This is a genomic window from Nannocystis exedens (assembly GCF_002343915.1).
Classification (GTDB): domain Bacteria; phylum Myxococcota_A; class Polyangia; order Nannocystales; family Nannocystaceae; genus Nannocystis; species Nannocystis exedens.
In genome coordinates this window covers 5,818,840-5,842,757 of the sequence record NZ_NETK01000001.1, presented here as the reverse complement: position 1 = coordinate 5,842,757, position 23,918 = coordinate 5,818,840, and the positions used below count along the sequence as shown (strand labels likewise).

Below are 23,918 nucleotides of genomic sequence, written 5' to 3'. Positions count from 1 at the left end.
CCCCGCCTGCCCCGTCGGGGTCGCGTGCGTCGGCCAGGCAGAAGCCATGACCGCCGCGATTGCCCCCGCGGCAATTCATCGGCGAAGGACGCACCGACCAGGGGCATCGCCGCCTCTTTGCCATCCAACCGTCGCCGCCGAATGCGTCGTCGGCTCGGACGGCAAACCCGAGGCGATATCTCTGCAAATCCTCGAGAGCCGTCCCGCCGCACCCGCGGTGCGGTTCGCCGCGCGAACACCCCGCGAGCTCCCTGGGACGTCCGTGCGCGCGGGCGTCGGTCGAAGCTCTCCCTGCCGCGATCCCACCGCGGCGCTGGACAAGACTTCAGCTCGCGCGCCGCGGCGGCGGGCGGTCCGGCGGGTGGGCCAGCAGCAGCTCGCGCAGGCGGGCGGCGGCGGGCGGCAGGCGGTCGATGCCGCGGTGGACCAGGTGCAGCGGGCGGGCGATCGGGGTCCGCGGGTCGGGCACCTCCACCAAACGACCCTGCGACAGGTCGTGGCGGGCCGAGGCGCGGCTGATCAGCGCGACGCCGATGCCCGCGCGCACGTTGCCCTTGACCGAGGCGATGCTGCCGAGCTCCATCACGATCTCCGCCGCGGGGAAGTGGCGCTCGAGCAGCTCGCGCGAGGTGGTGCCGCGGGCGAACGTCACGAACGGGGCGTGCGTCGGGTCGGGCAGCTCGGGCGCGGCGACCAGGATCAGCTCGTCGACGAACCACGGCTCGCCGCGGTCGGTGGTGATCACGCCGAGGTCGAGGTCGCCGCGGTGGAGCGCGTCGAGCACCTCGTCGGTGTTGGCCTCGCGCAGCAAGAACCGCACGCCCGGGTGCTCGGCGCGGTACAGCGCCAGCGTCGGCGGCAGCAGGTAGGTGCACGCCGTCGCGCCCGCGCCGACCCGCACCTCGCCGGCGTGCAGGCCTTCGATCTCCGCCACCGCCCGCTTCGCGTCGTCGAGCGCCGCCAGCACGGCGGTGGCGCGCGTCACCAGCGCCGCCCCGGCGGCCGTCGGCGTCGCCCCGCCCGGGCCGCGGTCGAGCAGCCGGGCCCCGAAGGCGCCCTCGAGCCGCTGGATCGAGGCCGTGAGGGCCGGTTGGGACAAATGCGCCCGTCGCGCGGCCTCGGTGAAGGTGCCGAGCTCGACGATGAGCAGGAAGTGACGCAGCTCGTCGATCATCAGATTTCTTTATAGCAGTCTTCCGAAGATTCGATTGGGCGGATGGTGGTCTCGGCACTACACCAGGCCCAGGGAGGTCGCGTCGTGGAGATCGGGCTGCTGCTGTTGCTGGGATGGGTCGCGGGTTGGCTGACGACCGTCGCCGGCCTGGGCGGCGGGGTGTTTTTGATCCTCGCGCTGTCGCTGCGGATGAGCCCGGCGGAGGCGCTGGCGCTGTCGTCGCCGGCGCTCTTGATCGGCAACCTGCACCGCTGGGCCCTCGGCCGCGGCGACGTCGACCGCCGGTTCGCCGCCCCCTTCGCGCTCGGGGCCCTGCCCGGCAGCGCGCTCGGCGGGCTGCTGGTGGTCGCCATGCCGCCGGCGGTGCTGCAGCTGCTGCTGGTGCTGACCAGCGGGCTGGCCCTGGCGCGCGCGCTCGGTTGGTGGCTGCCGCGCCCGCCCGCGGCCGCGCTGGTGCCCGCGGGCGCGGCGATCGGCGCGATGGCGGCGACGACCGGCAGCGCCGGCCTGGCCCTCGGGGCGCTGCTGCAGTCGGCCGGGCTGACCGGGGCGGCCTACGTCGCCACCGCGGCCGCCGCCGCCGTCGCCATGCACGTCGGGCGGATCGCCGCCTACGGGCTCGGCGGCCTGGTCACCGGCGAGACGGTGGTGGCGTCGGCCGTGCTGGCGCTGGCGATCCTCGCCGGCAACCTCGCCGGCGGCGGCTTCCGCAAGCGCCTGTCGGCCCGCGCGAGCGGCCGCATCGAGCTCGGGGTGCTGTTCGCCTGCGTCGCCCTCGCGCTCGTGGGGCTGGCGTGAGGTCCAGCGATCTCAGGGATGCGCGGGCCGCCCTGCCTGGGTTCGACGCCCGTGCGAGCGGCCGAGGCCTGGCCACCACCTGCCCTGGCGCGGCGATCGCCGGCGGAGCGCCCGGCCACGCCCTTCGCCGGCCGCTCCCTCCCGTCTCGAGAGCTGCACGCTTCCCGTCCGCCCCTCGCCCGGCGCCGCTCGATCCGGGGGGCGATTCACATGAACTGTTGGACATGCTCTTTCGGGCATGTCCCACGGGTCATCGAAACCGCAGCGGCCCGTCGCCCCGCGCTCGCGCGCGCAGGTACAGGCGGGCCAGCGCGAGGTGGCGCTGGTACGCGTCGCTGGCGGTGCGGCCGCGGGTGGCGCCGTGGAAACCGCGGGTCTGCGTCTCGACGCGGAAGGCCGGGCGAGCCGGGCGCAGCACCTGGCCGCTGTCGACCCCGAGGCTGACGATCGCCCGCGGGGGCTGCACGCGGGCGATGTCGGCCAGCGCGCGGCGGAAGGTGGCGGCGACCGTGTCGGGGTCGAAGTAGCGGCCGGCCAGCGCGTCGTCCGGGCTGGCCGCCAGCGGCAGCTCCGCGGTGGCCAGCAGCAATTCACGCCCGCCGCCGGCGTAGCGGTGCAGGACGCCGGTCGCCAGCGGCTCGCGCCCGACCGGCGCCAGCTCGGGCGCGGCCAGCCGCACCATCGCGGCGAGGCCGTCCCCGTCGCCGACGAAGGCCGCCGTGGGGTTGTCGACCACGCCGGCGAACGGGCCGAACGCGGTCAGCACGAGCGCCGGCGTGTCGGCGAAGGAAGATGTCTCTTCGGACAGCTCGCGCAGCGCCGCGGCGACCACCCGCGCGCACTGCTGGAGGTTGTCACGCCGCGGCAGCAGGTGCGTCGCCGCGGCCGCGGCCGCGCCGGTGCTGCGATCGGGCGGGACGTGGATGAAGCCGGTCAGCACGCCGGCGAACGCGGGCTCGCCCGCCAGCGCGATCAGGTTGGCCAGCTGGTCGGCGCAATAAAAGGTGCCGGGATCGACCCCGAGCTGCACGTCGGCCTCGGCGCCGGAGTCGGCGACCGCGATCGCCCGCAGCAGGTCGCGCTGACCGACGTAGCGGTCGCCGCCGCGGATCGCGTGGTCGGCGACGCCGGCGGCCGCCTGCGGGACGTAGTCGCGGCCGTAGGCGTCGAGGTCGTCCATGCCGGAAGCCGAGGTTAGCACGCGCCGGCGGAGCGCCGATCGCACGCAACGAGAGGGCCCCGGCGTCGTGCGCCCGCCGACGCGCGAGGCGAGAGCCGCGGCGTCGTGGGCCCGCCGACGCGCGAGGCGAGAGCCGCGGCGTCCTGCGCCCGCGCAAATGCGAGCCGCGGCGTCCTGCGACGCTGCCAGCACCGGCTCACGCACCACCGACGAGGCGCCGGCGGCGAGCGAGGCGCGCGTCAGCGGGTCTGGAAGTAGAAGCGGTAGGCGCTGTTGTCGTGCAGCATGGCGCAGCTGCCGGTGTCGCTGCCCGCGGGAGCGCCGACCAGGGTCAGCTCGCGGATCGAGTTGAAGCCGAACTGGTAGCTGTTGTTGGCCCGGTTGAAGGCGCCCTGGTAGAGCTGGGTGTTGCTGCCGAGCTTGAAGGCGTAAAACCGGTAATTGGCGCCGTCGTGCAGCATGGCCCAGCGCGACCAGTCGGTGTCGCCGGGGAACTCGAGCACGGGGATCTGCGGGATCGAGTTGTGGCCGAAGCGGTAGATGTTGGTGCCCGGCACCCAGGCGGCCTGGTACAGCGTCTGGCGGAACCCGAGCCGGCGCATGTACAGCCGGTAGTCGGCGCCGTCGTGCAGCATCGCGAAGCTGCTGGCGTCGACGTCGGCCGGGAAGCCCTCGAGCCGCAGCTCGGCGATCGAGTTGTGACCGTAGGCGTAGCTCGTGCCGTTGAAGCCGAACTGGTAGAGCGCGTCGCGGCTGCTGCCCTTGAAGCAGTACAGGCGATAGGCCGCGTTGTCGTGCAGCATCGACCAGCGAGCCAGGTTGGCGTCGGCCGGGGCGCCCGTGATCGTGATGTTGGGGATCGAGTTGTAACCGAACTGATAATTGGTGGAGCCCGCGACGTACGCAAATTGGTTGAGTGACGGCATCGAACGATTCCTTCCCGCCGCGCCGATGCGGCGGGGAGGGATGCTTTCAAACGCCAATGCGGCGATCAACGGGAGTTATCGCCCCGCGCGCCGCTGCACGCCCCGGGCGACGATCGACGCGGCGTCGGCGGGACGGAGTACGAACGACGAATGCGTCGACATGCGATCGGCCGACCCGCCGCCGAACGCCGTGGCGACGGATCGCGCCCTCGCGTTCGTGACGTGAGCGAGCGTCGTTCACCCCGGCCGCGGCCTTCCGGCCCCGCCTCGGGTCATTCGACGGCGCCGCCGAGGCACGAGCGATCGAGGTATTGCGAGAGGGCGGTGGTGCAGAAGTTCACGGCCTTCAAATAACAGTCGGCCTGCATGCCCTCCCAGTCGCCGGTCAGGACGAGGGGCTGCGCGTCGGCGACGTAGAACTCGGTCTGGCCGGTGCAGCGCGCGAGGCAGTACCACGGGCCGGCGAATTGCGGGTCGGCGCACCAACCCTGTTGCATGCGCAGCCCGCAGGACGGCTCCGAGCCGCCGTCGTCGAGCGCGGGCGTCGCCGCCGCCGGCGCGGCGAGCAGCATCGTCTGGGTGTAGAGCAACGCGGCGAGCATCGACATGGCATCCCTCGATCGCCGCCGAGTGTGTCGCGACGCTCGCCGTTGTCGAGCGAGCAGGACCGGGCGCCACCGGGCCGCCGGCGCGGCGCCCCCATCGCTCGCCGCCGGCCCGCCACGGCCCGAACCGGGCGACGATTGCCGGGCCTGTCCCCGGATGGAATGCTCGCCTCGCCATGAAGCCCGCGATCATCTTCGATCTGGATGTCTGCCTCGCGCGCGCGGACGAGGCCGGCGCGCAGCTCTACGAGCCCGTGTTCGACGCCGTGCGGCGCGCCAACGACGGCGCGGTCTCCGACGACGATCTGGAGCGCGCGTTCGCCGAGAGCTGGCGCTTCCCGTTCGACGAGGTGGCCGACCGGCACAGGTTCACCCCGGCGATGCGCGACGCGGGGTTCCGCGAATTCGGGCGGCTCGAGGTGACCGCGCCGATGCGAGGCTACCCGGACCTGCACCTGCTGCGCACGATCCCGGCGCGGCGCTTCCTCGTCACGTCGGGCTTCCGCCGGCTGCAGGAGAGCAAGGTGCGGGCGCTCGGGATCGCCGGGTGGTTCGAGCGGGTCTACATCGACGCGATCGACGAGCCCGGACCGCACGGCAAGGAGGGGGTGTTCCGCGAGCTGCTCCGCGCCCACGAGCTGCGCGCGGACGAGGTCTTCGTGGTGGGGGACAACCCCGACTCGGAGATCGCGGCGGGCAACCGGCTCGGGCTCACGACGGTCCAGATCTTGCGCCCGGGGGTGCCGCGTGGGCCAGGCGCGGCGCACTACGTCGAGGGACTGGCGGAGCTCGACGCGCTGGTGCGCCGCCGCGGCGCGACTCCCTGAGCGGAGTCGTCGCGGCCGAATCCTCGCTCCGTCGCCAGTCGAGCTCCAGCCGAGCTCGCGGCCCTGTGCCGCCGCGCGATCGCTCGCGCGGAGGTCGGCTCACGCGTCGTCGAGGCCGAATTTCTTGATCAGGCGGTAGAGCGTGGTGCGCTCGACCCCGAGCTCGGCGGCGGCGTCGTTGCGGCGGCCCTGCGCGCGCGCGAGGGCCAGGCGGATCCGCCGGGCCGCGGCGCGGTCGAGGTGGGCCTGCAGCGGCAGCGCGTCGTCCGGGTCGGCGCTGGCGAGCGGCGGCGCGTTCGCCTCGAGCAGCAGGTCGTCGCGGGTGATGACCTCGCCGCGCGCGAGCACGGCGGCCCGCTCGACCAGGTTCTCGAGCTCGCGCACGTTGCCCGGCCACGGATGTCCCTTGAGCCATGTCTCGACGGTCGGGTGGAAGCCGACGAACTCGCGCCCGAGCTCGGCGGCGAAGCGGGCCAGGAAGTGGTTGGCGAGCGGCAGGACGTCCTCGGGGCGCTCGCGCAGCGGCGGCAGGCGGATCGGGATCACCGCCAGGCGGAAGTACAGGTCCTCGCGGAAGCGGCCGGCGGCGCACTCGGCCCGCAGGTCGCGGTTGGTGGCGGCGACGATCCGGACGTCGACGGGCCTGGGCTTGGTGCCGCCGACCGGCAGCACCTCGCGCGTCTGCAGGGCCCGCAGCAGCTTGGCCTGGAAGTCGAGGTCGACCTCGCCGATCTCGTCGAGGAACAGGGTGCCGCCGCCGGCCCGCTCGAACACGCCGGCGCGCGAGCCCGCCGCCCCGGTGTAGGCGCCCTTCTCGTGGCCGAACAGCTCGCTCTCCAGCACGCCGGCGGCGAAGGCCTTGCAGTTGACGGCGACGAACGGGCCGAGCGCGCGGTCCGAGTGGTCGTGGATCGTGCGGGCCACGAGCTCCTTGCCGGTGCCGCTCTCGCCGGTGACGAGCGCGGTGGCCCGGCTGCGGGCGGCGCGGGCGGCGAGGTCCAGGACCTCGCGCATGGCCGGGCTGTGGGTGATGATGTCGGGCGAGCCGGTCCGCTGCAGGGCGGCGCGCAGGCGCCGGTTCTCGCGGGTCAGCGCGCGGACCTGCAGGGCGCGGTGGACCAGCGCGCGGCAGGCGTCGTTGTCGAACGGCTTCTCGACGAAGTCGAACGCGCCGTCGCGGATCGCCGCGACCGCGGTCGGCACGCTGGCGTGGGCGGTGACGAGGACCACCGGCATGTCCGGAGAGACAGCTCGCGCGCGCCGCAGCAGCTCGAGCCCGTCGATACCGGGCATCATCAGGTCGGTGAGCAGGAGGTCGTACGACTGCTCGGCGAGCGCGCGCAAGAACGGCTCGGCGCCGGCGAACACGTCGACCTTGTGACCGTCGCGGCGCAGCAGCATGGCGAGGATCTCGGCCATGCGCGGCTCGTCGTCGACGACGGCGATCTGCGCGGCGCTCACGCGGCCTCCGGCAGGCGCACGCAGAAGCAGGCGCCGCGACCCTCGGGCCCGAGGCCCGCGCCCGGGACCAGCTCGAGCGCGCCGCCGTGGGCCTCGGCGATCCGCGCGGCGGTGGCGAGCCCGAGGCCGGTGCCGGTCTTCTTGGTGGTGAAGAACGGCTCGAACAGCCGCGCCGCGTGCTCGGGCGCGACGCCGGGGCCGTCGTCGCGCACCAGCAGCTCGACCGCCTCCCCGCGCCGGCGCACCCGCAGCTCGATGCGCCCGCCGTCGCCGATCGCCTGGGCGGCGTTCAGCGCCAGCCCGTAGACGAGCTGCGCCAGCAGGTCCGGATCGCCGCGCAGCGCGGGGCCGTCGCCCTCGGCGGCGTCGAGCCGGCCGCGCTTCGGTCGCAACGCGTCGCGCACGAGCGGCTCGACCGCGGTCACGAGCCCGGCCAGGTCGACCGGCTCGCGCCGCGGCGCCAGCGGCCGCGCGTAGTCGAGCAGCGCGGTGACGACGGCGTTGAGCCGGTCGACCTCCTCGATGATGAAGCGCGCGGCCTGGTGATTGTCTGTCCCCTCGGTCATGTCCTCGAGGACAAGCGCAGCCGACGAGCGGATCACGCCGAGCGGGTTGCGCACCTCGTGGGCGACCCCGGCCGCGAGCCGACCGATCGCCGCCAGCTTCTCGCTGTGCGCGGCGCGGCGGTGGCTGGCCTCGAGCGCGGCGGCGCTGGCCTTGAGCCGGTCGCGCGCGTCGAGCAAGAGGGCGATCGCGTAGCCGAAGCCGGCGAAGGTGACGGCGAAGAAGCCGACGACGACCAGCGAGACGTCGACGCCGGCGAGGCGCAGGAGGAGGAAGTCGAACAGCCCGGCGCCGAACCCGAGGAGGGCGCCGAACCAGGCGCGGCGCGGAGACGGTGGCGAGGGCGGCGCTGCAGGCACGAGAGGTTCGTCTCCGGTCGGGGCGAGCGCGAGGGCGCGGAGGCGACTATAGGCGAGACGCGGTCGGACGGTCACGCGCCGGTCCCGAGCACGCGGCGTGCCAGCGACGCGCGGGCGCCGAGACCGCGCGCCGAACTCGGTGCGCGGCGTCGGTGCCGACGCCGAACGGCTCCCCCGGCCCTCGTGCGGGTCGGCCTCCCGCAGCCTCCCAGGACCGCTCTTTCGTGTGGGCGAGCGCCAGGCCCTCGCCCGCGCCGTCTCGCCGCGGCGCGAGCGACCCGGCCGCGCCAGCCGAATCGACGCGCTCGTCGCTCGCGGAGGCGTGCCGAAGATGCGGGTCCGCAACGCGTGTTGCAGACCTGCAACGTCGCCCGCGCCCTGCGGCCGCCGGAGCCCCGCCGCGCCGGCGATCGGGCGCTGGCACGGGGGTTGCTCATGGTCCGGCACGAAGGAAATCAGCCATGAACACCCGCCAGATCGTCCTCGCCATCGTCGCCCTCGACTTCCTCGCCATGACCGTCTACGTCGTCGCCAACCACGGCTACGTCGGCATGTTCGCCGACCTCCTGTCGTCCTGGCCCGGCATCCTCACCGCCTTCGACCTCACCATCGCCCTCTTCATGATCATGGGCTGGATGCTGGTCGACGCCCGCAAGCACGGCCTCGGCGTCCTTCCCTATCTGGTCGCCACGCTGGCGTTCGGCTCGCTCGGCCCGCTCGCCTACCTGCTCCGCCGCGAGTGGGCGCTCAAGGCCGCGTGAGCCGTCGAGAGCATGTCCTTCGGGACATGTCGCTGCCGCGGCCATCTGCAGCCGCTCCTCCGCCACGAAAAGGAAATTTGTATGAACACCCGCCAGATCGTCCTCGCCATCGTCGCCCTCGACTTCCTCGCCATGACCGTCTACGTCGTCGCCAACCACGGCTACGTCGGCATGTTCGCCGACCTCCTGTCGTCCTGGCCCGGCATCCTCACCGCCTTCGACCTCACCATCGCCCTCTTCATGATCATGGGCTGGATGCTGGTCGACGCCCGCAAGCACGGCCTCGGCGTCCTTCCCTATCTGGTCGCCACGCTGGCGTTCGGCTCGCTCGGCCCGCTCGCCTACCTGCTCCGCCGCGAGTGGGCGCTCAAGGCCGCGTGAGCCGCGGCTCTCGGCATGTCCCTCGGGACATGTCATCGCGGGGCGTCCCGGCTCGAGCGAGCCGCGGCCATGCTCCCCTGCGGCGGCCTCGCGCGGAGCGAGGCACGGCCGTCGTCCCGGCGCGAGGGCCGACCCGTGACGCCCCGCACTTCGACGGTCGGGGCGCCCGGCGGCTCGCCGTCGAGGCAGATCTGCGGCCGCCGGCCGGGCGCCTGCTCGTCCGCGCGAGTCGACCTCGCCCCGCTCCCGTGCAGATTCGCCGCATGCGTCCGCATGCCCGGCCCGTCGTCTGCTCGCTCGTGCTCGTGCTCGCCGCCTGGTCGCCGGACCCGGCGGAACCGGACACGACTTGCAACCTGGCCGCCAGCATCGGCACGGAGGTCACTTGCGGCCTCTCGCAGGAATGCCCCGGCGAGCCCGTGCAGTCGATCGCCTGCGAGGGCGACACCTGCACCTGCTGGACGGGCCAGGCGCTCGAGCGCGAGTGCCCGGGGGACGGGGTGTGCGGCGAGCTCGAGGCCGTGCTGCAGCTCGAGCAGCTCGCCGAGGCGTGCTGCGGGTTCGTCTTCCACCGCGGCTGACGTCGGGCCCCGGCGCCCCGCTCACAGCTGCATGAGCGCGCGGTAGGCCCCGCCCTGCGCGAGCAGGTCGGCGGGCGCGCCGAACTCGACGAGCCTCCCGCGCTCGAGCACCGCCACGCGGTCGCACAGGGCAGCCACGCTGGGCCGGTGGGCGATGAGGATCGTCGTGCAGCCGAGGTTCTTCAAATTGCCGAGCACCTCGGCCTCGGTCGCGGGGTCGAGCGCCGAGGTCGCCTCGTCGAGCAGGAGCAGGCTCGGCCGCCGCACCAGCGCGCGCGCGAGGGCGATCCGCTGGCGCTGGCCGCCGGACAGGTTGGCGCCGCCGTCGACCAGCACGGTGTCGTAGCCCATCGGCATGGCGAGGATGTCGTCGTGGATGGCCGCGATCTGGGCCGCCGCGATCACGTCGACCCCGTCGGCCCCGGGCGCGCCGACGACGATGTTGTCGCGGATCGTGCCGTCGAGCAGGGCGGCGCCCTGGGTGACGACGCCGGTGCAGCGGCGCAGGGCGCCCGCGTCGAGCCGCGCCAGCGGCACGCCGTCGATCGCGATCGTCCCCGCGGTCGGTCGCACCAGCCCGAGCAGCAGCGCGGCCAGGCTCGACTTGCCGGCGCCGCTGCGGCCGACCAGGCACAGCCGCTCACCTGGCTGGAGGGACAGGCTCACCCCGCGCACGACGGCGGGGCTGTGGTCGTCGTAGGCGAAGCCGACGTCCGTGAGCTCGATGGCCCCGGCGATCGCGGCCGGCGCGTGGGCGCCCGCCGGCGCGACCTCGGGCGCGGCGCGCAGGACGTCGTCGATGCGCTCGATGTGCCCGGCGACCTGCGGCAACCGGCCGAGCGAGGCGACGAGGCTGCCGATCGGCGCGAGGAAGCTCATCGCCAGGTAGGTGCTGCCGAGCATCGGCCCGAGCTCGAGCGCGCCGCTCGCGACCTGGGTGGCCCCGAACCACACCAGGAGGAGCGGCGTGGCGACGCGCAGGGCGTGCAGCAGGCCGTCGACCCCGGCGCCGTGGCGGTCGCGCTCGGCCTCGGCGGCGTGGGCCTCGGCGTGGAGGCCGTGCCAGCGCTCCAGCGCGACGCCCTCGCTGCCCATCGCCTTGAGCGCGGGCAGGGCCGCGAGCGCGCGCCACTGGTAGCCCTGCGCCTGCGCCTGCGTGGCGATCTGCCGCGCCGACAGCCGCTCGCCGACGGCCCGCGCGCGCATGGCCACCAGCACCTGCACGAGCGACAGGGCGATCGCCGCCAGCGCCATCGGCCATGACCAAAAGGACAGGACCGCGAGGTAGAGCACGACCAGCGCGCCGTCGGTCAGGATCGCCGCCGCGACCTGGGCCAGCAGCGCGCGCACCGGCGCGAGCGCGGTGAACCGCAGGGCCAGGTCGCTGCTCGGGCGCACGGCGAAGAAGCTCCACGGCAGGCGCATCAGGTGCGAAAACAGGCCGCTGGCGAGCCGGCGGTCGAGGTGCAGGCGCAGGCGCGACAGCAGCCGCTCGCGGGCGACGAAGCTGACGTATTGGCCGGCCGCGAACGCGAGCACGACCAGGCCCCACGCCGCGAGCCCGGGGTCGCCGGCGCCGGCGCGCGCGACGATGTGGGAGATCGTCAGCGGCCCGGCGAGCGACAGCGCGACCAGCCCGCCCGACGCCAGCGCGAGCCGGCCGAGCACGCCGCTGCCGCGCAGCGATCGCCGCAGCTCGAGCCAGGTCGGCGACGGCGCCTGCTCCGGGGCCATCGTGAAATCTGGCCCCGGGGACAGCTCGAGCGCGAGCCCCGAGAAGCCGCGGGCGAACGCGTCGGCGTCGAGCTCGCGGCGCCCGAGCGCCGGGTCGACCAGCACCACCCGCCCGGCCTCGGCCCGCTCGAGCACGACGAAGTGCTTGCCCTCCCAGTGCAGCACGCTGGCCGGGGCCAGGCGCGAGGCCGCCGCGGCCGGCAGGCGCACGCCGCGGCCGACCAAACCCCAGCGCTCGGCGGCCCGCAGCACCGCCAGCGCGGAGGCGCCGTCGCGACCTGTCCCGAGAGACCTGTGGACGTGGTCGCGACCGACGCGGCGGCCGTAAAATGCGAGCACCATCGCCAGGCAGGCGGCGCCGCAGTCGGCGGCGGTGGTCTGGGGGATGAAGGGGACGGCGACGGACATGGCGCTCACCGGACCGGGTCGGGCGCGAGGCCGACGAGGCCGCGCTTGGGGTTGCAGGCGACCACCATGGCGCGCACGCAGGCGGCGATGGTGGCGGCGGGCACCGCGTGGCGGTTCCACACGAAGGCGGCGACGGCCGGCAAGATCGCCCGCCGGCCCCACAGCAGCTCGCCGCGCCGCCAGAGCCCGTCGAGCTCGGCCGCGTAGGCGCGGTTGGCGGCCTCGTGGGCGTCGAGCAGGTGCGCCTCGGCCGTGTCGGCGCGCCGCCGCAGGCCCGCCAGCGACGCCGGCGCGAGCGTCAGCGCCGGCGCCTCGATCCCCGAATAGAGCTGCTCGAGGTTGCACCACACGTCCCACGCCTCGCCGTGGTCGCCGGTGGTGCGCACGAACAGGTCGGCCAGCACCGCCAGGCACTGCGTCGCCGGGCTGAGCGACACCGCCCCGAGCGCGACCAGCCGCTCGCGCGCGAGGTACAGCCGGGTGTCGGCGTCGAAGTAGCGGTGCGCCGCCGCGGTCGCCCCCGGCCCGCCGAGGTCGTAGACCTCCGGCTCGTAGGCGCTGTAGAACCACTCGACGACGTCGCCCGCGTCGCGCGACACATTCAAAATGTCCTCGAGGACAGGTCGGAGCTCGGGGCGGAGATCGCCGCCGCAGCGGATCCGCAGGCCCGGCGGCTTGCGCACGAACCACAGCGAGTCGGTCCCCGCGGCCCGCAGCGCCGGCTCGACCGCGTCGAGGCGGCGCATCAGCGCCCGCTCGGCCGCCCGCCAGCTGCCGTCACGCGCAGTCAGCGAGACGTTGATCTGCAGCCACCGCGGCGCCGAGCCGGGCGAGCAGCGCGGGGCGCACCACGGACAGGGCGAGCTCGGCGACGTGCCGCTCGCCGGTTGCTGTGCAGATCCATGCGTCATCGATGAACTCCTCGACGGTGATGCAGGCGCTCCCGCCTGCTCCTTCGGACATGGCCTCGACGGCCAGCGGGGCGTCGCGCGGGACCAAGAGCGGCGGCTCGGCGTCGCGGTGGACGAGCACCAGCTCGGGCCAGCCGCGCTCGGCCGCCAGCCGCTGCCAGGCGGCGAACCGCGCCGGCCCGGGCGCCGCGTCGATCCATTGCTTCAAATCGTCGCCGACGAGCACGCTGCGGCGGGTGCGGACGACCGCGCCGCCGGGCAGGCGCACGCGCGGGCTGTGCCGCCGCGACTCGGCCTCGGCGCGGAAGCCGAGCCGGTCGCCGCGGGGGATCTGCGGCGGCGTGCGCATCGACGAGACCAGCAGCAGGTACTGGCACGGGTCGTCCGGCGGCTGCGCGGCCGTGAAGCCGTGGATCGCCACCGCCCGCGCCCGCCCGGGCACCCGGCACACCGGCGCGCCCGTCCGCGCGTCGCGCTCGACCCGGGCGCCGCGCAGGTCGACGGCCTCGCCGTCGGCGGCCCAGAGGTCGACGAGGTGCGGGACGAAGCGCGGGCTCGCCTGTACGTTGGGACAGGCGTGGGCGAAGCCCAGCGCGGCCTGGTCGACGCCGGTGACCTCGGCGACGCGCGCGTACTGCTCGCAGAGCCACCGCGTGACCGGCCCGCCCTCGGGCTCGAGCAGCGCGGCGCAGCGGGCGAACGCCGGCGTCGCGTCGCGCACGAGCCCGCGCAGCACCAGCCGCCCGGCGTCGATGCGCGCGCCCGCCTGGCCGAGCGACGCGGGACCGCCGGCAGAAGAGACGGCCGCGTGGCTCGCGTCGGCCTGGACCGCCACGCCTCCCCTCGCCGCCCCGCTCGCCCGGCCGATCGTGAACAGCAGGCAGCCCATCGGCGTGTCGCCGCCGCCGGCCGGCGGGGCCGGGGTCACCAGCTCGTCGCCCTCGCAGGTCGTCAGCCGCTCGGCCCAGGCCGCGGCGCGGGCCGCCAGCTCGGGGCCGAGCTCCTCGCCCAGGCCCTCCCAGGTGGCCAGCGTGACCTGGTCGCGCAGCAGCGGCGGCGGCTCGAAGCCGGCCAGGTCGCGGCCGGCGGCGCCGAGCCAGCGGTCGACCAGCGCCGGCCCGAGCGCGCCGCCCATGCCGAGGTGGGCGGTGAAGCCGGTCAGTTCGGCCGCGGTCGCGGCGATCGTCGCCGCCAGGTCGCGGCCGAGCGCGATGTCGAGCGGCGCCGTCGTGTCGCAGCGCAGGGCCACCCGCGGGCGCTCGATCTCCCCCAGCCCGAGCGCCGACGCGAGCGCGCCGACGCGCGCCCCCGCGGCCGCCAGCGCCGACGCCAGGGCGGCCGGCGCCATGGTCGGCGCGCTCTCGCCCAGCGCCTCGCACTGGGCCCGCAGGTCGAGCGCGGCGGCGCGCCAGGCCGCGGCGTCGGCGGGCGAGAGCGCGCGTGCGGCCTGCTCGAGCGCGTCCCACGGCGAGGTGAAGCGGGCCGGGAAGCGCAGCCCGCCGACCAGCACGCCCTGGGCGACCAGGAGGTCGACCACCTCGACGCGCGCCGGCGCCGGGAAATTGGCGGCCGCCAGCACGTCGGCCGCCTCGTCGCGGGTGAAGGTCGGCGCCGCGGCCCGCAGCGCGGCGATCGCCCGCATCAGCGCCGGCGCCGGCGCGACCCGCCGCAGCGCCGCGTCGCCGGGCAGGCGGAACGCCGCGCCGCCGGCGTCGACGCGGATCGTCGGGTTGAGCTTGTAGCGGGCCCGGGCCTGGACCTCGGGGCGCGCGGCCAGGGCGGCGAACATGGCGACGAACGGCGCGAGGTCGGGGGCGAAGGCGCAGCGCGGGGTCGCCGGCCGGCACGACACGCCCTCGCCCTCGCCCACCCGCGCCAGCGCCACGCCGGCCCACATCCCGTTCGGCTCGGGCCGGGCGACCGCGCGGGCGAGGTGGCGGTACAGCGACGTCTCGCGGTGGCGCACCCGCTTGTTCCGCGGCGACCGCACGGTGCTCGCCGCGCTCGCGGCCAGCTCCGGGTTGCCCAGCGTCAGCGCCCGCATGAACGCCGGGTCGTCGGCCGTGCTCGCCCACAGGCGGCCGCGGCTGCGCTCGATCGCCGCCGCGTAGGCCTCGCAGTAGGATGTCCACGAGGACATGTCCCATGGGTCAGCCGCGCGGGCGCGCGCCGCCAGCTCGGGCTCGGCCAGCGCCTGCACGCGGCCGAGCGGGAACGCGGCCACCCGGACCACCGCCGCCGGGCACAGCGCGACCTCGGGGGCGCGCATGTCAGCGCTCCTCCTGGCGCAGCAGGAAGTCGCGGATCGTCAAGAGGCGCCGGTGGTCGGGCAGGCGGGCGTCGATGGTGGCGACGAATTGGCGCTCGATCGCGTCGAGGGTCGCCAGCTCGCGCATCTGCGCGGTGAAGCGCTCGGGCGTCAGCCCGGCGTGGGCCAGGAACGCCTCGGTGCGGGCGCGCGTGGTCAGGTCGAAGCGGGCGCGGAACCACCGCGCGACCTCCTGCACCCGCTCGGCGGGCAGCTCGAGGTTCTGGCGGGCCAGCTCGCGCTCGGCGAGCACGCCGACCAGCACCCGCTTGCGCGCGCCGGCCAGGGTCTCGCCGCCGGGCAAGAAGTTTTCGTCGTGGAAGTTCATGCCAGCAGCTCCATGCGCTCGCCGGGGCGCAGCGGGCGGACCGCGGGGGCGTTCGCCACGCGGGCGGCCGCCTGCGTCACGGTGGCGAGGTCGGGGTCGAAGCTCGGGTCGTCGTCGCCGTGCGGGCCGAGGCCGAGGCGGGCGAACCACGGCGCCCCGCCGTTGGCGTAGGGCACCACCGTGCGCGCTCGCCAGGCCCGGGCCGCGGCGATCAGGTCGTCGGCGTCGTGCATGAGCTGCTGGCGGGTCGACCACTGCGCGCGCGGGACCTGCAGCAGGTAGCGCGCCACCGAGGTGCCGAGCAGCTCGATCGGGTGCAGGCGCCACGCGCGGTAGCCCCCGAACAGCACGTCGAGCGGGCCGTGCCGCCGGGCGGCCGCGCCGGCCATGGCGATCGTGTCGCCGGCCGCGTCGGCGCCGGCGTCGGCGATGCAGGCGAGGCGCCGGCCCGCGACCTCGATCAAATAGGTGTTGCCGAGGTTGCGCGCCTCGGGGTGGAGGAACTCGCCCGAGGTCGGCTGCTCGCCGTAGAACGGCAGCACGACCACGCGGAACGGCCCGACCTGGACCGAGTCGTGCCAGCGCAGCGCGATCACCCGGCGGAAGCCGAGCTCGCGCAGGCGCAGCGCCATGTCGACGCTCAGCAGCGACTCGCGCGCGACCGCCGGCACCACGATCGGCGTGTCGGCGCCGAAGCGCAGCAGCGCGTGCAGGTCGAAGTGGTCGGGGTGGCCGTGGGTGACGAGCACGAGGTCGGGCCGCAGCGCCCGGCAGGACAGCGGCCGCTGCCCGTCGCCCGGCAGCGGCGGGACCGCGAACGGGTCGACCACGAGGCGCATGCCTGCGTGCTGCACCGCGACCGTGGCGTGCCCGACCGCGGTGACGCCGTCGGCCAGCGCCCGGTCGTCACCTGTCTCTCGGGTCAGGGCGCCGGCGTCGAGCAGGGCGTCCCACATCCGGGCCCCGAGGCCGCCGAGCGGGCGGGCGCAGCCGCGGTCGAGCGCGGCGACGACCTCCGCCAGCTCGGCGGCCGCGCCGTGCAGCGGCAGCGCCAGCGAGCCGTCGCCCGCCGGGCCGAGCCCGCGCACGATCAGCGCCGCCGGGGTCACGCGCGCCGCCTCCGGGTAGAGGCACTCCTCGCGCAGCACGTCGGGCGCGCTGTACAGCCCGCCGAGCGCCTGGGCGGCGAAGATCCGCGGCATGAACTCGGCGCTGCGCTCGACCAGGCGGGCGGGGCCCTCGCGCCGGGCCAGCGCGATCAGCGGGGCGCAGGTGCGGGCCACCAGCGCGTCGGCGAGGCCGGTCACGCCGCTGCCGTAGCGGGTCTGGTCGGCGTAGCGGACCTGCAGGCCGACCTCGTCGCGCAGGCGCATGTGGTTCATGGTCATAAAGACATGCTCCAAAGGTCAGGCGGCGCGCGGCCGGCGGTACAGCTCGGCGGCCACCGCGTCGACGAACTCGCCGTGGAGGTCGAGCAGCGAGCCGGCGGGGAACAGCGCCGCGATCTCGGCGTGGATCGACCGCCGCGCGGCCTCCATCGCCGCCGCGCTGGCGCGCACCGCCGGGCCGGCGAGGAGCAGCTTGCGGATCGCGTCGAGGCTGCCGGGCAGCTCGGCGCGCAGGCGCTGCAGCTCGGCGCGCTCGGCCGCGCTGGCGCGGGCGGCGAAGCAGGCCAGCGGGAAGCTGACCACGTCGCGCTCGAGGTCGCGGCTGTGCGGCTTGCCGAACAGGTCGTGGAGGTCGTTGGCGATCTGGCGGATCTCCGCCGTCGCCTCGCCGATCCGGCAGTACGCGGCGACGCGCTCGGGCTCGCAGCCGGCGGCGATCGCCGCCAGCTCGGCCGACAGCGCGAACACCGACGACTTGTCGGCGTTGTGGGCGCGGACGCCGGCCTCGTCGCCGGCGATCGTGCCGGAGAGGTCGCGGTGCTGGGCCGCGACCGCCCGCAGCGAGTGGCGCCGCAGCGACAGCCGCGCGGCCTCGGCCCTACCGGCCGGGACCGCCGCGGCGATCGTGTCGACGGCGACCATGTGCAGCGCGAGCGCGGCGTTGTCGGCCACCGGCGCGCGCTGGGGGTCCCACGGGGCCACGAGGTCGTGGTCGGAGACGTCGTCGAACAGCCGGAGCGCCATATAATAAAGGGTGCATCCGGCCGCGAGGTCGACGTTGCCCCGGCCGCACTCGGCCATCCCGACGAGCAGCGGCAGGGCCGCGGGGTCGGCCATCAAGCTGGCCTTGCGGGCCCGCGCCCGGGCGAAGAACGCCAGCAGCAGCTCGCTCTGCGCTCCGTCGAGCAGCGGGTCGCGGACGACGTCGTCGCACTTGCGGTGCGCGGCGGTGACGGCGATGGCGAGCGTTTCATGCATGGCGGCGATCCAAATCGGTAGAGTTCAGGGTAGGCCAAAAAGCGATATGCCATGAGGCGAAGGATATGCGATACGGAATAGCGGATAGTCGGAGGGGCAGCGGGATCGCGGGGGCGATCGGATCGCTGGAAAATAAGGCCAGCGATCCAGCGAATGCGCGCGGAGGGCCGGGTTTCGGGGCGACCGGCCCCCCGCGCGGAGGTCGAGCTCACCAGCTCGGGCACATGACGGTCTTCGGGGGCGGCACGGCGGCCGCCTCGGGGGCGCCGTGGAGGTCGCCCTGGCCGCCGAACGCGGCCCGCAGGTCGTCGAGGTCGACCAGCTCGAGGTCGTGGGGGGGGAGGTCCGAGGCGAGGATGAGGTCGTGCTTGTCCATGGTGTTGGCCTTCCGTGTCGGTGGACGCTGCGCCTCGGTTCATCCGGGCCGCTTCCGTCGTCCCTCGACGCTGGGGGTAGTGTCGCCGACCCGCTCGACTGATTAAGCCTTTCGTACCGATGACACCGGCGCTATCGCATGTCGCGGGGGCAATTGATCCGGCGCGCGCGGACACTCTCACGGCCTCGCAGAGGTCCGCTCCCAGACGGGCGAAAACGCGGCCAGGACGCGACAGCGCGTCCTGGCCGCGTGGGGGCCCTGTGCGGGCGGCTCACCAGCTCGGGCACATGATCGTCTTGCCGGGGACCGGCTCGATGCCCGTCTGCGGCGCGCCGGCGCCGGCGCCGGCCGCCTCGCCGCCGAAGGCGGCCCGCAGGTCGTCGAGGTCGACCAGGGTGAGCTCGTTGTCGCGGGTGTCGATGAGGTTCTGGGTGTTCTTGTCCATGATGGTCTCGCTTTCTCGCCGCCGGACCCTGCGCCCGGGCTCATCCCGGGTCGTCGTCCCACGGCACCCAGGTAGAGGCGCCTTTTTCCCGATCGATCACCCTCGCAGTAAAAATAATTCGTGGGTGATGCCCATTGCACATTGTCCGACACCGGGCCCGCGGCGTGACCGGCGAACACGCAAAAAGGGCCAGGACGCGCGTGTCCTGGCCCCGGGGGGTCTTCTGTGCGATCGGCTCACCAGCTCGGGCACATGAGGGTCCGCGTCGGCTGCGCGGCGGCCTCCGCGGGCGCGCCTGCGACCGCAGCCTCGCCGGCGAAAGCGGCGCGCAGGTCGTCGAGGTCGACCAGGGTGAGCTCGTCGTCGCGGGTCTCGTCGTCCTTGAGGGTGTTCTTCTGCATGTTGTCTCGCTTTCGCGCCGGTGGGCGCTGCGCGGGGTCGTCCCGTCGCTCCCGTCGCCCCTCGGCCCGCGGTTCGCGTCGCCGGAGCGGCGATCGATCGACCGTTCGCTGCAGGTCGCGACACAATGCACATTGTGCGGCGCGCCACGTAAATTTCTCGCGGGCGGCGCGCGCGGCGAGAAACGCAAAAAGGGCCAGGACGCGGGGGGGGGTGCGTCCTGGCCCGGGGTGGGGGAAGGAATGGGGATTGCGACCGGCTCACCAGCTCGGGCACATGATGGTCTTCGGCGGGGGCACGGCGGCCGCCTCGGTGGAGGCGGGGGCGGCGGCCTCGCCGCCGAAGGCGGCGCGCAGGTCGTCGAGGTCGACCAGGGTGAGCTCGTTGTCGCGGGTGTCGGTGTCGAGGATGTTCTTCTGCATGGTGTGCTCTCTCTCGCCGGTGGACGCTGCGCCTCAATTCATTCCGGGTCGCGTCGTCGTCCCTCGGCACTCGGGTAGTGTCGCCGCCCCGCCGATCGGGTTAACCGAATCGATGCATGTTCTCGAAGCATGCGCGCGGTAGGACAGGGGCAGATACGCGAATCGCCGGAGAACCGGCGCGACGAGGGCCGCGGACATGTGCGCCCGCGGCCTTCGAAGTGCCATCATTCCTCCGTGGGGCGATCACCACAGGTCGCCCGGCACCGCGACCCCGAGCACCGCGCCGGAGCCGGCGTAGTCGGCCGTGGTGCAGGGCGGCAGCGTCGACCAGCCGGGCAGGCTCTGCACCGGATCGAGGTGATGGCGGTGCACGCCCGTGGCCGGCGAACCACCGCGGCAGCGCGCGCCGGAGGCCCCGTAGCCGGCCTCGAGCACCCACGTGGGGTCGGCGGGCCAGGTGAACAGCCCGCCGAGCGGGTCGTGCAGCGCGACCTGCTTGCCGGGCACGGTCCGCGGCTCGCCGGCGAACCACGCCAGCCACGCCCGCAGCATCGCCGTGCGCTGGGTGACCTGCAGCCCGCGGTAGGCGGTCGGGTCGTAGAACGCGTTGAGGTGGAACTGACCCTTCGCCACCGCGCCGTTGATGCAGCCGTGGATGAAGCGGCCCGGCGCGTCGGTGATGTACGGCCCGAGGCTCGCGCTCGCGAACACGGACACGTTCGGGCTCAGCACCGCGCTGAACTCGTAGGTGTCGCCGAGCGCCCCGCCCTCGTCCTCGTTCGGGCAGGTGTGGTAGTAGCCGGCCAGCTCCTCGCTCTCGGGGTACCGCTGCGGGTCGTGCGGGACCACGTTGGTCACGAACTCGTAGCGGCAGATCGTCAGCGTCGGGTCGTACTCGCCCGGCGAGCACCACGCGCCGCCGACCTTCAGCTCCGCGGCGAAGGTCGGGTCGCCGCTCAGCGGGTCGACGGTGATCGAGAACGTCGCGCCCTCGACCGCCGTCCCGCCGATCCACCCGGCCGCGCCGAGCTTGAGCCGCAGCTCGCCGTCGGCCTCGACGTCGATCTCGGTGATCGCCAGCGTCGACCCGAGGTGCTCGGCCGTGCCGCCCTCGATCCGCACGTCCGCGGTGTCGTTGGCCGCCGGCTCGCGCAGCGTCTCCGACAGGTTCGACAGCGGGTGGCCGCCGATCCGCGCGGTGTTGCCGAGGAGGCCGCCCGCGCAACCCGTCGCGGGACAGCGCGGCACGCCGTCGCCGTCGCCGGCGCCGGCGTGGACCTCGTCGTCGCAGCCGACCGCGACGGAGAGGCTGGAAGCGAAGAAGAACAGCGCGCCGGTCGAGTTACGCATCGCAGTGCCCGAACTACGGAGGGGCTGGTGACCGACCGGCGCCGAACAATTTCCCCCGCGGCAATTTCTCGGCCGCTGTCGGGCGGACCGCGAGCATCGCGCGATCTCGCACATGTGACCTGCAACGCGCGCTACGGGTCCGCGAACCGGCAAAATTGATCGCGAGTTCGGAGACACTACCTCGCGGATGGAGAGCGACGAGTTCACCCCCGGCGGGCCGGAGCGCAGCGTCGAGCGCACGCCCGTGTCGGTGCGCGGCGAGGGCGACACCGTGCCGCGGGCGATGGAGTCGCTGAAGAAGGTCGACGACCCGATCGACAAGCAGCTGGTGAAGCGGGCCCTGTTCCCGCGCCGCGCGACGCCGGTGCAGATCGGGCGCTTCCAGATCCTCGGGCTCATCGGCCGCGGCGGCATGGGCGTGGTGTACGCCGCATACGACGACCTCCTCGACCGCAAGATCGCGGTCAAGGTGCTGCTCGGCGAGTCGGTGCGCGACGTGACCCTGTCGCGCGGCCGACTGATGCGCGAGGCGCAGGCGATGGCCCGCCTGTCCCACCCCAACATCGTCACCGTCCACGAGGTCGGGCAGGACAACGGCCAGGTGTTCGTGGCGATGGAGTTCGTCCGCGGCACGAGCCTCGACGCGTGGGCGCAGGAGGAGCGGCCGTGGCGCGAGGTCGTCGCCACCTTCGTCCGCGCCGGCCGCGGGCTCGAGGCGGCCCACCGCGCGGGCCTCATCCACCGCGACTTCAAGCCCGCCAACGTGATGGTCGGCGAGGACGGCGCGGTCAAGGTGCTCGACTTCGGGCTCGCGCGCGCGGCCGACGACAGCGCCCCCGGCGAGCCCGACCTGCCGCGGCACATCGCCCAGGGCACCTCGGCCCTGGCCCCGCTCACGCGCACCGGCGTGGTCCTCGGCACGCCCGCGTACATGTCCCCCGAGGCCCACCGCGGCGAGGCGTCGACCGCCGCCAGCGACCAGTTCAGCTTCTGCGTCTCGCTGTATCAGTGCCTCTACCGGCGCTCGCCGTTCGACACGACCTCGATGTCGACGCTGCTCGCCGACGTGCTGCGCGGCCGGATCGCCGCGCCGCCGGCCGGCTCGCCGGTGCCGGCGCGGATCTTCCGGGCCATCCGCCGCGGCCTGTCGCCGGCCCCCGCCGAGCGCTTCCCGTCGATGACGGCGCTGCTGTCGGCGCTCGAGCGCGACCCCGGCGCGACCTACCGCCGCGCCGCCGCGCTCGTGGTCACCGCCGGCGTCACCGCGTTCGCCGGCTTCTTCGCCGCCGCGCGGGGCGACCCCGCGGTGCAGGTGTGCCCCGACGCCGAGGCCGAGCTCGCGGGCGTGTGGGACGCGGCGCGGGCGGGCGACGTCCGCGCGGCGCTGACCGCCCTGCGCACGCCCGCGGCCGAGGCGGCGCTCGCCGCCGTGTTGCCGCGGCTCGACCGCTACGCCGCGTCATGGGTCGAGATGCGCAACGAGACCTGCCGCGCGCACGCCGAGGCGCGACAATCGACGCAATTGTTCGAGCTCCGCACCGCCTGCCTCGACCAGCGGCGCGCCGGCCTCGACGCCCTCGCCGCCGCGCTCACGCAGGTCGACGCCGCGAGCCTCGACAGCGCCGTCGAGGCGCTCGCCGAGCTGCCGCCGCCGGCCCGCTGCGCCGACGCCCAGCAGCTCCCGCCGCCCAAGGACCCGCGGCTGCGCCTGCGCGTCCAGGCCCACCGCGAGACCCTCGCGCGCGCGAAGGTCCGCGAGGACGCCGGGCAGTACCCGCTCGGCCGCGCCCTCGTCGACGAGGTCCTCGCGGACGGCGACGCCCTCGCCTACGAGCCGCTGCGCGCCGAGGCGCTGCTGCGCGCCGGCAGCCTGGCGATGGCGGCCGGCGACCACCCGGCGGCCGAGCACCAATTCACCGAGGCGATGCTGACGGCGATCGGCTCCCGCCACGCCCTCGTGGCCGCGGCCGCCGGCTCGAAGCAGCTCTACCTGCGCGCGGTGCCGCTGAACCAGCCGCAGCAGGCGCGCGCCGCGGTGCCGCTGGCGACCGCGCTCAACCACCGCGTCGAGCACGACGTCGACCTGTACGCCGAGTTCCTCACCAACCTCGGGGTCGTCCACGCCGTGACCTCCGAAGCGCCGCTCGCCCGCCGCCGCTGGGAGGAGGCCGTCGCCCTGCGCGACCGCCACGGCCGCAGCGAGACGCTGCGCGGCCTCGACACCCTGGCGAACCTCGGCTGGCTGGCCCGCAGCGAGCGCCGCGACGAAGACATGGCGGCGATCTACGGCCGCGCCGTCGCCGTCTCGGAGGCGCTGCTCGGGCCGTACCACGGCGCCCACCTGCGCCACGCGTGGATGCTCGCCGACAGCGAGCGGCGGCTGGGGCGACCGCGGCAGGCGCTGGCGCGGCTGGGGCAGCTCGAGCAGCGCTTCGATCGCGGGACGAACAATCCGCTGCGCGGGACGATCCTGCGCGACCTCGGCATGATCGAGATCGACGAGGGCCGGCTGGCGGACGCGCGCGCGCACCTCGAGCAGGCGCTCGCGGCCGTGCCGGAGACGTCGGAGGCCCACGACACGGTGCTGGCCGAGCGCATGCGCCTGCTGGCGGCCGAGGGCGACGGCGCGGCGATGGAGGCCGCGCACCGGCGAGCCCTGGCGCGCCTGCCCGCCGCCCCCGAGCCGCCGGACCCGCGGCTGCACGCCCTCCGGTTCGCGTACGCCCGCTCGCTCGTCGCGCTCGGCCGCACCGCCGAGGCCGTCGCGCCGCTCGAGCAGATCCAGGCCGCGCTGACCGGCGCCGGACAGGCCCTCGACGCCGCCGAGATCACGACGCTGCTCGGCGAGCTGCGCACGGAGCTCGGCCGCCTCGACGAGGCCGAGCAGGACCTGCGCGCCGCGTTCGCCGAGCTCGAGCGCCTCGCCCCGCCGCGCAGCCTCCTGCTCGCCGGCAATTTGGTCGCGCAGGCCGAGCTGGCGCTCGCGCGCGGCCGCTTCGCCGAGGCCGCCGGCGTCGCCGCGCAGGCGCTGGCGATCTACGACGCCGTCTCCGAGCCCGACCACCTCCCCGCGGCCCGCGCCCGCTTCGCCCACGCGCGGGCCCTCGCCGACGACGTGCCCGTCGCCCCCGCCGAGGCCCGGGACCTCGCCGAGCAGGCGCTCGCGGCGTTCCGCGCCAAGTCGCGCGCAGCCGACGTCGCCCGCGTCGCGACCTGGCTCGACGGACACCCGACATCCGTGTCAGGTCCGTGAC

General features: G+C 75.0%; 24 protein-coding genes. 7 read left to right on the top strand and 17 right to left on the bottom strand.

Features of this window, described 5'->3' with window-relative positions:
• Positions 1 to 325: 325 nt before the first annotated feature.
• On the bottom strand, positions 326 to 1,174 hold the full coding sequence (locus NAEX_RS23000; protein WP_096329621.1) for a LysR family transcriptional regulator: 849 nt from the start codon (positions 1,172 to 1,174) through the stop codon (positions 326 to 328).
• An 84-nt stretch (positions 1,175 to 1,258) separates the two neighbouring features.
• Here NAEX_RS23000 and NAEX_RS22995 point away from each other — a divergent pair, with 84 nt between their 5' ends.
• The gene (locus tag NAEX_RS22995; RefSeq protein ID WP_170135939.1) at positions 1,259 to 1,972 is read left to right on the top strand and encodes a sulfite exporter TauE/SafE family protein; all 714 of its coding nucleotides are present in this window, start codon (positions 1,259 to 1,261) and stop codon (positions 1,970 to 1,972) included.
• Between the two features lie 250 nt (positions 1,973 to 2,222).
• Here NAEX_RS22995 and NAEX_RS22990 read toward each other — a convergent pair whose 3' ends face one another.
• The gene (locus NAEX_RS22990) at positions 2,223 to 3,152 is read right to left on the bottom strand and encodes a hypothetical protein (RefSeq protein WP_096329619.1); all 930 of its coding nucleotides are present in this window, start codon (positions 3,150 to 3,152) and stop codon (positions 2,223 to 2,225) included.
• Between the two features lie 239 nt (positions 3,153 to 3,391).
• Positions 3,392 to 4,078, bottom strand: a complete 687-nt coding sequence (locus tag NAEX_RS22985; protein ID WP_096329618.1) for a hypothetical protein — start codon at positions 4,076 to 4,078, stop codon at positions 3,392 to 3,394.
• Between NAEX_RS22985 and NAEX_RS22980 the strand changes: the two genes are divergently transcribed.
• Positions 4,065 to 4,304 carry a hypothetical protein gene (locus NAEX_RS22980; protein WP_143140248.1) on the top strand — a complete coding sequence of 80 codons (240 nt, stop codon included), beginning with the start codon at positions 4,065 to 4,067 and terminating at the stop codon, positions 4,302 to 4,304. The two genes, NAEX_RS22985 and NAEX_RS22980, sit on opposite strands and share 14 nt — an antisense overlap.
• Before the next feature lie 46 nt (positions 4,305 to 4,350).
• Here the strand turns inward: NAEX_RS22980 and NAEX_RS22975 are convergent, their stop codons facing one another.
• Positions 4,351 to 4,686, bottom strand: a complete 336-nt coding sequence (locus tag NAEX_RS22975) for a hypothetical protein (protein WP_096329616.1) — start codon at positions 4,684 to 4,686, stop codon at positions 4,351 to 4,353.
• 173 nt (positions 4,687 to 4,859) lie between these two features.
• Between NAEX_RS22975 and NAEX_RS22970 the strand changes: the two genes are divergently transcribed.
• Positions 4,860 to 5,510, top strand: a complete 651-nt coding sequence (locus NAEX_RS22970; protein WP_096329615.1) for an HAD family hydrolase — start codon at positions 4,860 to 4,862, stop codon at positions 5,508 to 5,510.
• Between the two features lie 99 nt (positions 5,511 to 5,609).
• Here NAEX_RS22970 and NAEX_RS22965 read toward each other — a convergent pair whose 3' ends face one another.
• Entirely contained in the window at positions 5,610 to 6,971 is a 1,362-nt protein-coding gene (locus NAEX_RS22965; RefSeq protein WP_096329614.1) for a sigma-54-dependent transcriptional regulator, read from the bottom strand.
• On the bottom strand, positions 6,968 to 7,894 hold the full coding sequence (locus tag NAEX_RS22960) for a sensor histidine kinase (RefSeq protein ID WP_096329613.1): 927 nt from the start codon (positions 7,892 to 7,894) through the stop codon (positions 6,968 to 6,970). Before NAEX_RS22960 ends, NAEX_RS22965 begins: the two co-directional genes overlap by 4 nt.
• 461 nt (positions 7,895 to 8,355) lie before the next feature.
• On the opposite strand from NAEX_RS22960, the gene NAEX_RS22955 reads away from it, so the two are divergent.
• The 3 genes from NAEX_RS22955 to NAEX_RS22945 all read left to right on the top strand — a co-directional run bounded on the left by NAEX_RS22955 (position 8,356) and on the right by NAEX_RS22945 (position 9,617).
• Complete coding sequence (locus tag NAEX_RS22955; RefSeq protein WP_096329612.1) at positions 8,356 to 8,655, top strand: DUF2834 domain-containing protein; 300 nt, start codon at positions 8,356 to 8,358, stop codon at positions 8,653 to 8,655.
• 81 nt (positions 8,656 to 8,736) lie between these two features.
• Positions 8,737 to 9,036: a DUF2834 domain-containing protein gene (locus NAEX_RS22950; RefSeq protein ID WP_096329612.1), complete on the top strand. Its 300-nt coding sequence runs from the start codon at positions 8,737 to 8,739 to the stop codon at positions 9,034 to 9,036.
• A gap of 263 nt (positions 9,037 to 9,299) precedes the next feature.
• The gene (locus NAEX_RS22945; RefSeq protein WP_096329611.1) at positions 9,300 to 9,617 is read left to right on the top strand and encodes a hypothetical protein; all 318 of its coding nucleotides are present in this window, start codon (positions 9,300 to 9,302) and stop codon (positions 9,615 to 9,617) included.
• A gap of 21 nt (positions 9,618 to 9,638) precedes the next feature.
• Here NAEX_RS22945 and NAEX_RS22940 read toward each other — a convergent pair whose 3' ends face one another.
• The 11 genes from NAEX_RS22940 to NAEX_RS22910 all read right to left on the bottom strand — a co-directional run bounded on the left by NAEX_RS22940 (position 9,639) and on the right by NAEX_RS22910 (position 20,664).
• A complete protein-coding gene (locus NAEX_RS22940) occupies positions 9,639 to 11,759 on the bottom strand; it encodes a peptidase domain-containing ABC transporter (protein WP_100792774.1) in 2,121 nt (706 codons plus the stop codon).
• 5 nt (positions 11,760 to 11,764) lie between these two features.
• Positions 11,765 to 12,550 carry a thiopeptide-type bacteriocin biosynthesis protein gene (locus NAEX_RS22935; RefSeq protein ID WP_256254021.1) on the bottom strand — a complete coding sequence of 262 codons (786 nt, stop codon included), beginning with the start codon at positions 12,548 to 12,550 and terminating at the stop codon, positions 11,765 to 11,767.
• Positions 12,537 to 14,939, bottom strand: a complete 2,403-nt coding sequence (locus NAEX_RS22930) for a lantibiotic dehydratase (protein WP_096329608.1) — start codon at positions 14,937 to 14,939, stop codon at positions 12,537 to 12,539. Before NAEX_RS22930 ends, NAEX_RS22935 begins: the two co-directional genes overlap by 14 nt.
• Position 14,940: 1 nt before the next feature.
• Positions 14,941 to 15,306: a hypothetical protein gene (locus NAEX_RS22925; RefSeq protein WP_096329607.1), complete on the bottom strand. Its 366-nt coding sequence runs from the start codon at positions 15,304 to 15,306 to the stop codon at positions 14,941 to 14,943.
• Positions 15,303 to 16,694, bottom strand: coding sequence for an MBL fold metallo-hydrolase (locus tag NAEX_RS22920; protein ID WP_096329606.1), 1,392 nt, complete (start codon positions 16,692 to 16,694; stop codon positions 15,303 to 15,305). Before NAEX_RS22920 ends, NAEX_RS22925 begins: the two co-directional genes overlap by 4 nt.
• Positions 16,695 to 16,712: 18 nt before the next feature.
• A complete protein-coding gene (locus NAEX_RS22915; protein ID WP_096329605.1) occupies positions 16,713 to 17,672 on the bottom strand; it encodes a polyprenyl synthetase family protein in 960 nt (319 codons plus the stop codon).
• Positions 17,673 to 17,880: 208 nt separating this feature from the next.
• The gene (locus tag NAEX_RS50570) at positions 17,881 to 18,048 is read right to left on the bottom strand and encodes a hypothetical protein (RefSeq protein WP_170135937.1); all 168 of its coding nucleotides are present in this window, start codon (positions 18,046 to 18,048) and stop codon (positions 17,881 to 17,883) included.
• Positions 18,049 to 18,319: 271 nt separating this feature from the next.
• On the bottom strand, positions 18,320 to 18,493 hold the full coding sequence (locus NAEX_RS50565; protein WP_170135936.1) for a hypothetical protein: 174 nt from the start codon (positions 18,491 to 18,493) through the stop codon (positions 18,320 to 18,322).
• 236 nt (positions 18,494 to 18,729) lie between these two features.
• Positions 18,730 to 18,894 carry a hypothetical protein gene (locus NAEX_RS50560; protein ID WP_170135935.1) on the bottom strand — a complete coding sequence of 55 codons (165 nt, stop codon included), beginning with the start codon at positions 18,892 to 18,894 and terminating at the stop codon, positions 18,730 to 18,732.
• Positions 18,895 to 19,152: 258 nt separating this feature from the next.
• Positions 19,153 to 19,314, bottom strand: coding sequence for a hypothetical protein (locus NAEX_RS50555; protein ID WP_170135934.1), 162 nt, complete (start codon positions 19,312 to 19,314; stop codon positions 19,153 to 19,155).
• 243 nt (positions 19,315 to 19,557) lie between these two features.
• Positions 19,558 to 20,664: an ADYC domain-containing protein gene (locus NAEX_RS22910; RefSeq protein ID WP_096329604.1), complete on the bottom strand. Its 1,107-nt coding sequence runs from the start codon at positions 20,662 to 20,664 to the stop codon at positions 19,558 to 19,560.
• Positions 20,665 to 20,851: 187 nt separating this feature from the next.
• On the opposite strand from NAEX_RS22910, the gene NAEX_RS22905 reads away from it, so the two are divergent.
• On the top strand, positions 20,852 to 23,917 hold the full coding sequence (locus tag NAEX_RS22905; RefSeq protein ID WP_096329603.1) for a serine/threonine-protein kinase: 3,066 nt from the start codon (positions 20,852 to 20,854) through the stop codon (positions 23,915 to 23,917).
• Position 23,918 lies beyond the last annotated feature (1 nt).